This is a genomic window from Streptomyces sp. SID12488 (assembly GCF_010548275.1).
Lineage (GTDB): Bacteria > Actinomycetota > Actinomycetes > Streptomycetales > Streptomycetaceae > Streptomyces.
Map to the genome: position 1 here is coordinate 221,445 of NZ_JAAGLT010000010.1, position 13,408 is coordinate 234,852.

General features: G+C 70.2%; 13 protein-coding genes. 1 reads left to right on the plus strand and 12 read right to left on the minus strand.

The window, feature by feature from the left end; translation table 11 throughout:
• Nucleotides 1–38 precede the first annotated feature (38 nt).
• The 5 genes from G3I56_RS18455 to G3I56_RS18475 form a co-directional block, all read right to left on the minus strand.
• Nucleotides 39–977 carry a VOC family protein gene (locus tag G3I56_RS18455; protein WP_164410157.1) on the minus strand — a complete coding sequence of 313 codons (939 nt, stop codon included), beginning with the start codon at nt 975–977 and terminating at the stop codon, nt 39–41.
• On the minus strand, nt 970–2,001 hold the full coding sequence (locus G3I56_RS18460; protein ID WP_164410159.1) for an amidohydrolase family protein: 1,032 nt from the start codon (nt 1,999–2,001) through the stop codon (nt 970–972). The genes G3I56_RS18455 and G3I56_RS18460 overlap by 8 nt, the downstream gene beginning before the upstream one ends.
• Nucleotides 1,998–3,161 carry an FAD-dependent oxidoreductase gene (locus tag G3I56_RS18465; RefSeq protein WP_164410161.1) on the minus strand — a complete coding sequence of 388 codons (1,164 nt, stop codon included), beginning with the start codon at nt 3,159–3,161 and terminating at the stop codon, nt 1,998–2,000. The genes G3I56_RS18460 and G3I56_RS18465 overlap by 4 nt, the downstream gene beginning before the upstream one ends.
• 211 nt (nt 3,162–3,372) lie before the next feature.
• Nucleotides 3,373–4,335, minus strand: coding sequence for a cyclase family protein (locus G3I56_RS18470; protein ID WP_164410163.1), 963 nt, complete (start codon nt 4,333–4,335; stop codon nt 3,373–3,375).
• Between the two features lie 41 nt (nt 4,336–4,376).
• Nucleotides 4,377–5,381: a fumarylacetoacetate hydrolase family protein gene (locus G3I56_RS18475; protein ID WP_203690131.1), complete on the minus strand. Its 1,005-nt coding sequence runs from the start codon at nt 5,379–5,381 to the stop codon at nt 4,377–4,379.
• Between the two features lie 120 nt (nt 5,382–5,501).
• On the opposite strand from G3I56_RS18475, the gene G3I56_RS18480 reads away from it, so the two are divergent.
• The gene (locus tag G3I56_RS18480) at nt 5,502–6,425 is read left to right on the plus strand and encodes a LysR family transcriptional regulator (RefSeq protein ID WP_164410165.1); all 924 of its coding nucleotides are present in this window, start codon (nt 5,502–5,504) and stop codon (nt 6,423–6,425) included.
• Between the two features lie 109 nt (nt 6,426–6,534).
• Here the strand turns inward: G3I56_RS18480 and G3I56_RS18485 are convergent, their stop codons facing one another.
• The 7 genes from G3I56_RS18485 to G3I56_RS18515 all read right to left on the minus strand — a co-directional run bounded on the left by G3I56_RS18485 (nt 6,535) and on the right by G3I56_RS18515 (nt 13,276).
• A complete protein-coding gene (locus G3I56_RS18485; protein ID WP_164410167.1) occupies nt 6,535–7,821 on the minus strand; it encodes an MFS transporter in 1,287 nt (428 codons plus the stop codon).
• Nucleotides 7,822–8,173: 352 nt separating this feature from the next.
• A complete protein-coding gene (locus tag G3I56_RS18490) occupies nt 8,174–8,614 on the minus strand; it encodes a hypothetical protein (RefSeq protein WP_343239984.1) in 441 nt (146 codons plus the stop codon).
• Nucleotides 8,615–8,713: 99 nt separating this feature from the next.
• Nucleotides 8,714–9,385, minus strand: a complete 672-nt coding sequence (locus G3I56_RS18495) for an HAD family hydrolase (RefSeq protein WP_164410169.1) — start codon at nt 9,383–9,385, stop codon at nt 8,714–8,716.
• Nucleotides 9,386–9,404: 19 nt separating this feature from the next.
• Nucleotides 9,405–10,370, minus strand: a complete 966-nt coding sequence (locus tag G3I56_RS18500) for an LLM class F420-dependent oxidoreductase (protein ID WP_164410171.1) — start codon at nt 10,368–10,370, stop codon at nt 9,405–9,407.
• Between the two features lie 321 nt (nt 10,371–10,691).
• Entirely contained in the window at nt 10,692–11,042 is a 351-nt protein-coding gene (locus G3I56_RS18505) for a PRC-barrel domain containing protein (RefSeq protein ID WP_164410173.1), read from the minus strand.
• A 522-nt stretch (nt 11,043–11,564) separates the two neighbouring features.
• On the minus strand, nt 11,565–12,521 hold the full coding sequence (locus G3I56_RS18510; RefSeq protein ID WP_164410175.1) for a CU044_5270 family protein: 957 nt from the start codon (nt 12,519–12,521) through the stop codon (nt 11,565–11,567).
• A complete protein-coding gene (locus tag G3I56_RS18515; RefSeq protein WP_164410293.1) occupies nt 12,518–13,276 on the minus strand; it encodes an RNA polymerase sigma factor in 759 nt (252 codons plus the stop codon). The genes G3I56_RS18510 and G3I56_RS18515 overlap by 4 nt, the downstream gene beginning before the upstream one ends.
• Nucleotides 13,277–13,408 lie beyond the last annotated feature (132 nt).

The window sequence follows — 13,408 nt, forward strand, 5'->3', positions numbered from 1 at the left end:
AGGGCCACCGCGCCCTCGGGGACTCGGGGCTTCGCCGGTCAGACCGGCGGGGCGACGAACACGCCGCGGTCGACGTCGTTGAAGGACTCCTTGGTGACCAGTTCGTTCATGGGGTTGGCGGTGCCCCACTGGTCGGTGACCTCGGGGTTCGAGAAGTCGTAGACGTGCGGGTGCCAGGTGTCCTCGTCCAGCAGCTCCAACTCCGTCGTGTACTCGACGGTGTTGCCGTGCGGGTCGAGGAAGTAGGTGAAGGTGTTGTCGCCCGCCATGTGCCGGCCCGGACCCCAGATCTTGCGGGCGCCGGAGCGCATCACCCGGCCGGAGCCGCGCATGTACTCGTCGATCCCGCGCATCTCGAAGGAGATGTGGTGCAGCGAGGTGTGCGGGCCCTTGGCGATGGCCATGGAGTGGTGCTGGTTACTGATCCGCATGAAGTGCATGACGTCGCCGATGTGCGGATGGCCGAGCGTGTCGGACAGCCGGAAGCCGAGGTGCTCCTCGTACCACTCCTTGGTCCTGTCCAGATCCGGCGAGTTGAGGACGACGTGGCTCAGTTTGACCGGGATCGACTCCTTCTCCTCGATCCTGCGGTGCTGTCGGACCTCGACGTCGGCCAGGACCTCGATGGTGCGGCCGTCGACGTCGAAGAAGCGGAAGCCGTAACCGCCGCCGGGCGTTTCCACCTTGCCCGGCTGGGTGACCAACTGCACGCCACCGGCGAGGAGTTGTTCGGCGAGCGTGTCGACGTCGGCCGGGCTCGCGGCGCCGTAGGAGACGAGGTCGAGGCGCTTCTCGTCGGCCTTGCGCAGCCGTACGACGTACTGCTCGGGGCTGCCTTCGGCGGCGAGGAAGGAGATGCCGGAGTCCTCGGCGACCTTGGTCAGGCCCCAGACGCCGGCGTAGAAGTCGAGCTGTTTGTCGTAGTCGGGTACGGCGAGGTCGACGTGCCGGAGGTGGGTGAGCAGTCGGTTACTCATGGGGGGAACCTTCCCGGACGAGGTTGAGCAGGGCGGCGGCGTTTCCGCCGCGGACGGAGTGGAAGTCGTGGTCGGGCAGGTCGGCGGCGCGCAGTGCGCCGAGCGGGTCGTCCGTGCCCATGTCGAAGGGGAAGTCGGAGCCGAGCAGGACCCGGCCGGCGCCGACGGCCCCGATCAACTCCCGTAGTACGTGCGGGCCGTGGACGAGGGAGTCGAAGTACAGCTGCTCCAGATAGCTGCTCGGCTCCCGCTCGCAGCCTCGGGCGTCGGGGCGGACCCGCCAGGCGTGGTCGGAGCGGCCGATGTGGGTGGGCAGGTAGCCGCCGCCGTGCGCCGCGATCAGCTTCAGGTCCGGATGGCGGTCCAGGACGCCGGAGAAGATCAGGTGGGAGAGGGCGACCGCGTTCTCGGTGGGCTGGCCGACGGTGTTGGACAGGTACCACTGGTCCAGGCGATGGTCGAGGGTGCAGCCGAACGGGTGCAGGAAGAGGAGAGCGCCCGCCTCCTCCGCACAGGACCAGAAGGGTTCGTACGCCGGATCCGACAGCTCCCGGCCGGGCGCGTGCGAGGAGATCTCCACACCCCTCAGTCCCTGGTCCAGGGCGTGGCCGAGCAGGTCGACCGCGAGGTCGGGATGCTGGAGCGGCACCAGGCCCAGGCCGTACAGCCGGTCGGGAGCCTTCGCACAGTGTGCGGCCGTGCCCTCGTTGGCCAACCGGCAGACCTTCTCGGCCAGTTGGGGCTCGGCCCAGTAGTGGTAGTGGGACGGCGAGGGGCTGACCAGTTGGACGTCCACCCCCTGCGCGTCCATGGCCGCCAGGCGCACCGCGACGTCCGTCAGCTTCGGGATGCGCGCGCCGACCATCGGACCGTTCACGGTCAGAGCCGCCGGGCCGTTGCGGCGGGCGTCGAGGGCGAGGGCCTCGGCGAGACCGGGATGGCCGGCGACGGCCTCCTCGATCTCCGGGAGCACGAGGTGGGCGTGGACGTCGATGGTCGGCGCGGCGGATGGGGTGGCGGTCACGGGCGCTCCTTGAGGAGGTTCATGGTGCGGCCGACCAGCCCGGGCATGTCGGCGTCGCGCACGCCGTCCAGCTGCCACTGGCCGATCTGCATGGACGCCGCGACGACGGTCCGCACCCGGGAGATGCGGCGGTCGTAGTAGGCCTGGAGCAGCTCGCCGTCCCAGTCCAGTCCGCTGGTGAGCAGCTCAGCGAGGACGAGGGCGTCCTCCAGGGACATCGCCGCGCCCTGGGCCAGGGTGGGCGGGCAGCAGTGGGCGGCGTCGCCGATGAGCACGACCCGGCCCCGGTGCCAGGAGTCCTCGACCAGCAGGTGGTCGAACCGGGTGTAGTTGGCCTTCTTCGGGTCGGTGATGTGCTCGGAGATCTCCGGCCAGACCCCGCCGTAGCCCTGCGCCAGGCGGCGCATCTCGTCGGCGTAGGTGGCCGGGTCGATGGAGGCGCGGTCGCGGCACCCTTCGACGAGGTACGCGTAGATGGTGTTCTCGCTGGTCGGGCAGTAGCCGGCGATGTAGACGGGGCCGCCGTAGGCGAGGTCGGTGCGTGTCACGCTCTCGGGCCGCGGGGCGGCGATGCGCCAGATGGCCATGCCGGTCGGCTCGGGTTTGTCCGTGATGCCGATCTCGGCGCGGGTGGCGGAGTGGAGACCGTCGGCGGCGATCACCAGGTCGTAGCGGCGCTCGCTGCCGTCGCTGAAGCGCACCGAGACACCGTCGGCGTCCTGCTCCAGTGACTCGGCGGTGGTGCCGAGGCGGACGTCGGCACCGGAGGCGCGGACCGTGTCGATGAGGAGCCGCTGCAGCTGGGGCCGCTGCATGCCGAGGGTGGCGGGCAGGTCCTCCCCGCCGGTCCGGATGTCCTCGGCGACGAACAGGACGGTGCCGTCGGGCGCCGTCACGCCCAGCGAGCCGAAGGCGTATCCCGAGGCTTCCACCTGTTCCCACACGCCCAGTTCGCGCAGAACCCGCAGTGCGTTGCCCTGGAGGGTGATGCCGGAGCCGGTGGTGGCGTTCCAGTCGGGCCTGGCCTCGATCAGGTCGACCACGATGCCGGCCCGGCGCAACAGGACGGTGACGGCGTTGCCCGAGGCGCCCCCGCCGATGACCAGGACGGTGGGTGTGCCCCCGGGCGGAGGCTGGGGGAGAGTGCGGCTGTCAGCCATGTCGGGGATTCCTCCCGGGGTTGGGCCGCGCGACTTCGGGCGGCGGGGACTTCGGCTCGCCCGCTGGGAGCACGGGCCAGAGGTGGGGACGGGGGTGGGGATGAGGGGGGATGAGGGAGTGGGCCGGGGGTGCGGGCCGGATGCGCCGCCGCTGTCCGGGGAACGGCGCATCCGGCAGTCGTGCGGGTCAGTGGGTTAGCGGGTTAGCCGGTTATTTGACGGCGATCGGGTTGACCGGGGAGCCGACGGCTCCGGTGATGGGGAGGGGAGCGGCGGTGAGCCAGAACTCGTACACGCCGTCCGCCGCACAGTCCGCGGCCAGCGCGTCGAGGTCCCACATCTCGCCGATCAGCAGACCCATGTTGGGGATGACGACCTGGTGCAGCGGCTGGAAGGCGTTGTCGAACTCGTTGGGGCGGACCTCGAAACCCCAGGTGTCGGTGGCGATCGCGGCGATGTCGCTGCCGTGCAGCCACCCTGCGGTGGTGAACGACAGGCCGGGCGCGGGGCCGCCCGCGTAGTCGCCCCAGCCGTCCCGCCGGGCGCGGGCGAGATGTCCGGTGCGGACGAGGACGATGTCGCCGCGGCCGACGGTCACCCCATGGGCCTCGGCGGTCGCGGTGAGATGCGCCTCGGTGATGGCGAACCCGTCGGGCAACTCGCCCTGGTCGCCGACCACTTGGCCCACGTCGAGCAACACGCCGCGGCCGGCGACGTACGGCGCCATGTGCTCGATGCCGGTGACGAGGTCGCCGTCAGAGGTGACGACCTTCTCGGAGTCCCGGCCGTTCCATGCCTTGCCGTGGTCGAAGATGTGGCCGAGCCCGTCCCACTGGGTCGAGCACTGCAGCGGCATGGCGATCACGTCGTCGGCGCCGCCGATGCCGTGCGGGAAGCCCTGGTTGCCGAGGGCGGCGTCGGTGCCGGTGTCGAGCATGGTGTGCACCGGGTTGGTGCGCCGGCGCCAGCCCTTCTGCGGGCCGTTCATGTCGAAGGACTGCGAGAGCGAGAAACTGACGCCGCGCCGGACCAGGGCCGCTGCCTCACGACGCTTGGCCTCGTCGAGGAGGTTCAGGGTGCCGAGCACGTCGTCCTCGCCCCAACGCCCCCAGTTGGAGTACGCCTTGGCGGCGTCGGCGATCGCGCCCTCCGGGTCGCGGCGGTCCAGGCTCATGCCGTTCCCTCTCACTCTGTTCCCTCTCACGCCGTTCCTTCTCACGCCGTTCCCTCCGCGACACAGCGGGTGCGCTGCACGCCCAGACCTGTGATGGAGCCCTCCATGACGTCGCCGTCGCGCAGCAGGCGTCCCCAGTGGATGCCGTTGCCGGCCGGACTGCCGGTCAACACCAGGTCGCCGGGCAGAAGTTGAGCTGTCTGCGAGGCGTACGACACCAACCGTGCGACCCCGAAGAGCATGTCCTTGGTGGACTCGTCCTGCATGGTCTCGCCGTTCAGCCTGAGCGTGACCCGCAGGTCACCGGTGTCGGCGATCGACTCGGCCGGTACGAGCCACGGGCCGAGCGGTGTGAAACCGGGAGCGTTCTTGCTGCGCAGCCAGTCGGTGCCGATGGCCTTCATGTCCCGGCGGAACACGGTGGCGCGGTCGGTGAGGTCGTTGGCGATGGTGTATCCGGCGACGTACTCCAAGGCCTCGTCGACGGTCACCCGGTAGGCGGCCTTCGCGATGACAGCCGCCAACTCCAGTTCCCAGTCCGGCTTTTCGGCCCAGGCGGGCAGCGTGACGTCGTCGTAGGGGCCCGTGATCGCGCTCGGCAGTCCGATGAAGACGTACGGCAGGTCCTCGGCCGCCCGGCGGTCCATGACCGCGGCGATCTCCGCGCGTGCCTCCTCGACCGTACGCGGGTCGTCGGGAGAGCGGTGGGCGACCTCCAGGTCGATCACGTGCTGCCGGTAGTTGGCGCCGGACTGGAAGATCTGCCGCGGCTCGACGGGCGCGTGCACCCGCAGGCCCTCCAGCGGACGCCGGCCGAGGGCGTCGTCGTCTGCCCGTGCGCGCAGGTCGTCCGCCAGGGCGTGCAGGAGGGGGAGGGTCTCCTCCCACCGCTCCACCACGGCGCGCAGATCCGACGGCGCCCAGTCCAGGGCGCTGCGCAGATCGAGTACCCGTTCCTTGGCCAGGAGGCCGGGAAACGGCTCCCCGTCCTGGGCGGAGAACGTGCCGAGCACGAACGGGCCGGCAGGTTGCGCGAGCATTGCCATCAGATTTCCTCCTGCTGGGTTGCGGTCTACTCTGGCCCCGATCGGCCAATCACGGAAATTAATCCTGTGGATGTGCCAAATCCATGCCATGGATGACTCTCGCTGCTAGGTGGTTGCCCGGTGAACCTGTCCCGCCTCGACCTCAATCTGGTCCTCGCCCTGCGCGCGCTGCTGGAGGAGCGCAACGTCACCCGGGCCGGCGAGCGCATCGGCCTCAGCCAGCCCGCCATGAGCGCCGCGCTGTCCCGGCTGCGCCGCCATTTCGACGACGAACTGCTCGCCCGGACCGGCAACGCCTACGAGCTGACTCCGCTCGGCGCCGCCCTGCGCGACCGCAGCGCCACCGCGTGCGACCTGCTGGAGCGGGTCTTCGCCAGCCAGGCCGACTTCGACCCGGCCGCGGAGACCCGCGAGTTCACCCTGCTCGCCTCCGACTACGGCGCGGCCGTGTTCGGTGCCGCACTCGCCCGCACCCTGCACGAGGACGCGCCCGGCATCCGGCTCACCTTCCAGCACCCGGCACCCTCCGTCGTGGATAACACCGCGGCAGTGCTGAGCACCGTCGACGGACTGCTGATGCCGCACGGCGTCATCGACGGCTTCCCCGCCGTCGACCTCCACCAGGACCGCTGGCTGTTCCTGGTCGCCGATGATCACCCCGAGGTCGGTGACGAACTCACCCTGGACCAACTGGGGCGTCTGCCCTGGGCCGTCTACCAGCGCCCTTACGACGCCCCGGCCGCCCGCCAGCTCAGCATGATAGGGATCAGCCCCCAGGTGGAGGTGTCCGTGCAGACCTTCCAGCTGCTGCCCTACATGGTCGAGGGCACCCGCCGGATCGCGATGATCCAGGAGCGCCTGGCGCGCAAGGCGGTTCGCTCCGCCGCGGTGCGCGTCCTGCCCTGCCCCTTCGAGGCGGTACCGGTGCGGGAGGCGATGTGGTGGCACCCGGTGCACGCTCAGGACGCGGGCCACATCTGGCTGCGACAGAAGGCCGCGGAGGTGGGCGCGACGCTGTCGGGCAACGGCTTGGCGGGGGCCTGAGCGCCCCGTAAGGGGCGCGGGGAACTGCGCGACCGGCCACGATGGCGCCGCAGGCGAGTGACGGCGATCGTGGCACTCACAGTGGAGCATTCAGTCTCTGGACCGGCCGTCAGGCCAACTGCTCCGGCAGCGGCCGGGGATCGACTGCGCCCACGCGGCGGCGGGCCGCCCACAGCCCCGCCGCGACGAGGGCGGCAGCCAGCCCCAGCAGGCCCACCGCACCGGCGAGACTGCCGACCGCCGACTCCCCGGCGAGCAGCACCAGCGGGCAGACGAACTCACCGCCGAAGAAGGCCGCCGTCCACAACCCCGTCCCACGCCCGCGGTCCTCGAACGACAGCCGGGACATCGCACTGGTCAGGAGAGCCGGCAGCAGCATGCCGGTGCCCACACAGTTGACCACCGCCCCGATGACCAGCAGCGGTGTGCTGTCCGCGAGGAACATCACGCCGAAGCCGACCGCGCAGACCGCGAGAACGGCGGGCAGCATCGGGTCGGGAGAACGCTTGAGCCGGGCGAAGGTGATCGCTCCGCCCACGGTGGAGGCACTGGCGATCGCGGTCGCCAGACCGATCACGCCGGGGTTCTCCACCCCGAGGTCGTCGAGCAGGTACGCCATCTCCACCGGGACGGTGTAGAAGACCATCGCCCCGAAGAAGGTGAGGGCGCAGATGCCCGCCAACTGCCGCCAGGGGAACGAACGGTGGGCCTCCGACTCGGCCAGGGCCTCGTCACCGGCCGCGCCGACCTCGCGGGCCGCGCGAGCCGCCGGGTCGGGCAGCACGGTGGCCATCAGCGGGGCGAGCACCAGGCTCACGGCGTACACCCAGAACGGCACACGCCAGCCCGCCGATCCGGCGGCGCCGCCGACCACGAAGAAGACGGTGGCCGACGCCGAGGCACACATGGTCTGCAGGGCGAGGTACTTCACCCGCTGCCGACCGGAGTAGTAGTCGCCGATCAGCGTCGTGCAGCAGGTCATGATCGCCGCCTCGGCGACCCCGACCAGGGCGCGGCTGGCGATGATCCCGCCCAGCGAGTCCAGCCACAGCGGTGCCATGCCGAACAGCGCGTACAGGACGGTCGCCACGACCAGCAGGCGCTTGCGGCCCACCCGGTCCACGATCACACCGGCGAACGGAGCCAGCAGCGCCAGTGCCAGCGCCGGAACGGTCAGCGCGAGGGGCACCAGCGCCTTGGCCCCCGGGACCGACGCGAAGTGGTCCTGCATCCTCGGCAGCACCGGGGCGATCAGCACCGCCCCCAGGATCGGCAGACAGCTGCCCGCCATCAGCAGGGTCACCCGCAGCAGATGGGCCGAGCCCGATACGGCGACGGCCGACGGAGCGGGGGCATCGACCGCGGCGGGAGGCGGCGGGGGCACGGAACCGGGCATGGCGACTCCAGGGGACGGTGTAAGGGAGCGGGCATGCCTCACGGGCGCCGACGACGCACGGCATGCTGGGGAGTTCGCACGTCGGCGGTATCCGGACAGCGGCGTGCGGTAGCGACGACTATGGGGGCGCCGAGGCGCCGGTGCCATCCCCGGCGCGATCCGAATCCCGTATCCGGGCTATCCACGCAATGGATGGGATGGGCGACTGTCACGCAGACAGAAGAAGTGCGCGGCCGTTCCTGCGCGCGAACAGCGGTGTCCCGGAGCGCGGTCGTCCCCGAGCTCTGTCGTACCGGACCCCGGGACACCGCCCGCAGCAACTGAACCCCGCAGGTCGCGCCCGCCGGGGGCGTCAGCGGACAGGCAGCGGCAGGACGCGCCGACAGGCGGCGACGGCCACGGCCGCCACCACAACGTGCATCACCATCACCATCACCATCAGCGCGGCGACGGCCAGCGGCCCACTGCCGGGCGTGCCGCCACCGAGCAGGGACAGGTCGGGCACGAACGACACGGGCACGGGCACGGGCACGGGCACCAGCCACCGCAGCAACCCCGCCGGGTTCTTGGCGACGCGACGGACGACCGCCCAGCCCATGGCACCGAGGACGACGCCGAACACCGTCAGCGGCGCGTACGCGGAGAGGTGCAGCGGATCGAAGTCGTCCGATGCCCCCGCCGCGTGGGCGAGCACCGCGACCACCACGTTTCCGAGGACGGCCACGACAGCCGCCGCGAGAAGCCCAGCGGCCACGGTCAGGGCGCTGGAGCGCGGCGCGGACGGGGCGGACACATCCTCCAGGGCTCCGCCGTACGGCCGTTGGAGAAGCGCGACATCTGAACTGCCCGGCGTTTCAGGGTCGTCGGCGACAGAAACCCGGTGAACTCCCGGTCACTCCCGGTCGGCGAAGGCGCTGGCTTCGAGGCTGCCGAGGAGGTCGGCAGGGTCCCGGTACACCGCCTGGGCGCCGGCGCCCTCCAGGTCCGCGCGTGGGATTCCGCCGGACAGTACCGCGAGGGGCGTCACCCCGTCCCGTAGGGCGGCCTCCATGTCCCAGACGGTGTCGCCGACGAACACGGCCCGTTCACTGGGCACACCGGCGAGCTCCCTGGCCTGCCGGACAGGGTCGGGGGCGGGTTTGCCCTGGTCGACGTCGTCTGCGCTGGCCGCCCCGAGGATTACCTCGTCCGCGCCGATGGCACGTCGCAGCGCGGAGAGTTCCGCGCCGCTCGCCGAGGTCGCCAGGACGATCTTCCAGCCCCGTCCGGCCAGCGTGCGCAGCAGGTCGCCCGCCGCGTCCAGCGCCGGCAGCCGCTCGAAGTACGTGGCGTAGAGGGCGTGGTGGGCCGCGACGACCTGTTCGTCGTCGCCGGTCGCGCGGTCGTCGCCGAGCAGGTGGTCCAGCAGGTCGCCGCCGCTGAGGCCGACGGCGCGGTGGATCTCCCGCATGGGGACATGGTGGCCGGCCTGCCGGAGCGCCTCCCACCAGGTGACGACATGCAGGTGATTGGTGTCGACGAGTGTTCCGTCGACGTCGAAGATCGCAGCGCGGTTCGTGGTCATGACGGTTGTCCTCGTCCTCTCACAGTTCACGCAGGGCGGGCAGCAGCTTCCGCTCGGCCCATTCCAGGTACGGCTCCTGATGCTCGCCGCCGATCTGGACGAGGGCGACCTCGGTGAACCCCGCGTCGACGTACGGGCGTACGGCCTCGACGACCGCGTCCACGTCGTCGCCGCAGGGAATGGACCCGGCCACGTCCTCGGGCCGCACGAACTGGGTGGCGCCCTCGAACGCGGCGGGCCCGGGAAGTTCGGAGTTGACCGGCCAGCCGCCGCCGAACCAGCGGAACTGGTCGTGGGCGCGGGTGATCGCCGCGTCGCGGTCGGTGTCGTAACAGATGGGCAGCTGGCCGACCTTGGGCTTGCCCGCGCCGCCGTGCCGGTCGAACGCGGAGATCAGTTCCGACCGGGGTTCGGTGGCGATCAGCAAGTCGGCCAGGTGACCGGCGAGTTGGCACGAGCGGTCTCCCGAGACGGCGACACCGATCGGCGGCGGCGCGTCGGGCAGGTCCCACAACCTGGCGTTCTCCACGTCGAAGTGGACGCCGTGGTGGTTGACGTTCTCCCCGGCGAACAGCGACCGGATGATCTCCACGGCCTCCTCCAGCCTCTCCAGGCGGACGTGCGCGGCGGGCCAACCGCCGCCCACCACGTGCTCGTTGAGATTCTCCCCGGAGCCGAGACCCAGGCGGAAGCGCCCCTGGGAGAGGAGCTGCAGGGTGGCGGCCTTCTGGGCGACGACCGCCGGGTGGTAGCGGGTCGTCGGGCACGTCACGTACGTCATCAGGGGAATGCGTTCGGTGGCCTGCGCGGCGGCACCCAGCACGCTCCACGCGTAGGGGGCGTGACCCTGGGACTCCAGCCAGGGGAAGTAGTGGTCGGACGTGACCGAGAAATCGAACCCGGCGCGTTCGGCGCCGACCACATGGCCCACGAGCTCCCGCGGGCCCGCCTGCTCGGTCATCATCGTGTACCCGATCTGCACCATGGCGCTCATCTCCTCGTAGGCAGGGATCGTGAGAGGACGGTCTTTCGTCCCGTCACCGCTTCGCCGTGAGCCGCAGGTCGGCCTCCTTCTCCTGTGTCTCCCGACACGGGGCCGCACACGGGGCCGCACACGGCCCGACCAGAGCTTTCGCTTCCTCGCGCAGGGTGGGCGTCAGGCGCGGGTACCCCGACGGTCGGCGATGATTCGGACCTCGGCGCCGTAGACGTGGACGCCACCGGTGGGCCTGGCGGGCACGGCGAAGGGCGGGTACCGGCAGAACGCCGGTACCCGCCCTCGTGTGCTGTGGAGTGACGGTCGAGCTCAGGCTCGGCGGTCTCCGTAGTAGCCGCCGACCTGCTCGTGGTAGCCGGGGTCACCGACGTGCTTGTCCTTGTCGAACTCGGGGGAGTTCTTGATCTCGTCCTTGGTACGGCTGACATGGATCGTCTGCTCCGCGACATCAATGGACGAGATGACACCGGCAGGAAGCAGAACCTGCTTGCCGAAGATCCACACTCCGGTGTCGACGACGATGTACGCGGCCCCGACGTCCTCGGAGTGCTTGTCGACCTTGCCGATCGAGCCGTCGCTCGCCTCGACCTTGAATCCAGTCAGGTCCGTGCCCGTCTGGTGGCCCGTCTCGGCCTGGTAACCCCACATGTTGTCCGTCATACGAAAACCTCCCCTTGCCGTACGTGAATTCCGAGGAAGCCCGTCCGATATCTCAGTGGGCGTCCCTCGGTAGGTCGAGTGCCCACTGTTTCCCGTCCCACACAACTTGTTTTTCTGCCTGCACATCCGTAGGCACGACGCCCAATGTGAAGGGCGAATCCGGCGCCGACCAAAATCAGGATGCGGAGAGGTGAGGAGAGGATAGGCGAGGTGAGAGAATCAACACAGCCATGTTGATTCCCGTTTTCGAGGTCATGGCTGCTCATGCGGCACGAGTGGCACGGTTCAGCGGCGGCGCAGCATCAGGACGACAGCGACGATGACAATGATGACGACGACGGTACCCAGACCTATGTACATGAGCTTTTCCTTCCCTCAGGGAGCGGCACCCATCGGTGCCACACAGGGCCGAGTACCCCCGTCAAATCCTTTCAGCCCGCCCCAGTTGAGCCTGTTGCTCTGCTGTGACATTTACCGGACTACTGCCCGTCACTGAATTCCCCAGTTGCACAAACCAGGGAATCATGCGGCCGGCGTCTCGCCTGTCTTGTCCGCGACCCCGACATCCAGTAGCGCCTCGTCCGCCGAGCCCAGGAAGTCGAGGGACTTCTTGTCGAAGACCCAGACCGTGCGGCCCTCGCGCTCCTTGAAACTCAGGCCGATGCCGGATCGGCCGCTGTAGTCCTTGGCATCGGTGACGACCGAGACGCCCGGGATCTTCGCCGCCGCGCGGTAGAGCGCGGCGTCCAGTTCGGGCAGGAGCATGGCGTCGGGCAGCATGTCGCCGATCTTCTCCAGCGCCGCGCTCTCCCTGGTGGTCCGCCCCTCCCCCTTCGTGCCGGCGTAGATCTTCTCCAGCAGCGAATCGGGGTCGGTGGGCAGCGCCTGAAGCTCACGGAACGTGGTGACGTTCGGGTCAGGGCTCAGCTTCATGTCGTGAGTGCCCTTCGAGTACGAGGAGAGCGGGTCCCGGTGCCGGAACGGCGGACCCACCAGCACCGTGATACGGCGCAGTCCCGCGCGCTTGCCGTCGACGGCGGTCCAACTCGCTTCGCGCAGGATCCGGATGTCCTTCTCCGAGAACTTCATGGAGCCCTGAGTGCGGACATAGACGTACTGGTCGTCTCTGACGGGCACGGACTTCTTCGTGGCGGCGACCTCGGCGATGCGATTGAGGAGGTCGACCGCGTCCGCGTCGGTCGTGGCGGTCCTGGATCCGACGGTGCCGGAAAGGACCGCGGCGACGATCGCCGCGGCCGTGGCGAGGGGTACGGCGACGACAGCGAACCGGCGACGGGGGGCGCGCGCTCGCCGGCCGGGTGCCGTCGCGATGTCCGGGAGTTTCGGGAGTTCCGGGGCTCGTTCGGTGAGTTCTCTCATCAGAAGGTCCTTCAGCAGGTCGTGGCGGTCGCTTGTCAGGACCGGCTCACCCGGGCTCGGCAGCAGCCTGGCCAGTTCCTCGCGCTCTTCGGGGTTCATCGGTGCTTCTCCTGAGTCGACCGGGCCGTTTCGGGACGGCCACCCGGTACCTGTCCGGTGCGCGGGCCGAGTCCCGACTTTTCCTGCTGAGGTTGAACACCGGTTATCGCGGCGGCACTTGGCTTCCCCGGATACCTGGCCGGCTGCCCGGCGGGCGTGCGCCGGGCCAACTCCGCCTCCGACAACGTCCGTAGACGCTGCCTCGCCCGGGCGAGCCGCGACCGTACGGTGCTCGCCGGCACGCCGAGGGCCTCGCCTGCCGCCGCGTAGCTCAGCCCCGACCAGACGCACAGTGCGAACACTTCACGCTCGGCTCTGCGCAGCCTGCCGAGCGCGGTACGCGCGGCAGCGAGCCGCTCGGCCTTTTCCATGCGCCCGACGACGTCGTCGGCGAAGTCGGGCAGGGTGTCACGGTCCGCCGGGCGGTCGGGGAGCCGGGCGAGCGCGGCGCTGTGCCGGCGGGTGGCGCGGCGTGTGTTGCGCAGAACGTTGGTGGCGATGCCGTACAACCAGGGGCGCAGTCCGTCGCCGTCGGGCACGTCGGCGTCTTCGTCCGGGGCCGCGTCGTCGGGTCTCAGCTTCTCCCTGAGCCGCCAGGCTTCCAGGAAGGTCAGGGACACCACTTCCTCCGCGGTGCCCCGGTCTGCCGACAGGCGGGCGGCATGACCGTAGACGGCCCGGGCATGCGCGCCGAACAGTTCGGCGAAGGCTTCCGGATCGCCGGCGCGGATCCGGTCACGCAGGGAAAGTTCCACAACCAGCCCTGTCCGCTCGGCACTTGTCGTCTCTGTGGCGACGATCACATCACGAGCGGATCCTCCGACTCGCCTCGTGTGCGAACGCCCACGACGGAACGCATGTGAGGGCCCCCGACACGAAGGGCCTAC

Coding starts and splice junctions, on each gene's coding strand:
- G3I56_RS18455 (WP_164410157.1), bottom strand. CDS start 977: ATGAGTAACCGACTGCTCACCCACCTCCGGCACGTCGACCTCGCCGTA.
- G3I56_RS18465 (WP_164410161.1), bottom strand. CDS start 3,161: ATGGCTGACAGCCGCACTCTCCCCCAGCCTCCGCCCGGGGGCACACCC.
- G3I56_RS18470 (WP_164410163.1), bottom strand. CDS start 4,335: ATGAGCCTGGACCGCCGCGACCCGGAGGGCGCGATCGCCGACGCCGCC.
- G3I56_RS18475 (WP_203690131.1), bottom strand. CDS start 5,381: ATGGCAATGCTCGCGCAACCTGCCGGCCCGTTCGTGCTCGGCACGTTC.
- G3I56_RS18485 (WP_164410167.1), bottom strand. CDS start 7,821: ATGCCCGGTTCCGTGCCCCCGCCGCCTCCCGCCGCGGTCGATGCCCCC.
- G3I56_RS18495 (WP_164410169.1), bottom strand. CDS start 9,385: ATGACCACGAACCGCGCTGCGATCTTCGACGTCGACGGAACACTCGTC.
- G3I56_RS18500 (WP_164410171.1), bottom strand. CDS start 10,370: ATGGTGCAGATCGGGTACACGATGATGACCGAGCAGGCGGGCCCGCGG.
- G3I56_RS18505 (WP_164410173.1), bottom strand. CDS start 11,042: ATGACGGACAACATGTGGGGTTACCAGGCCGAGACGGGCCACCAGACG.
- G3I56_RS18510 (WP_164410175.1), bottom strand. CDS start 12,521: ATGAACCCCGAAGAGCGCGAGGAACTGGCCAGGCTGCTGCCGAGCCCG.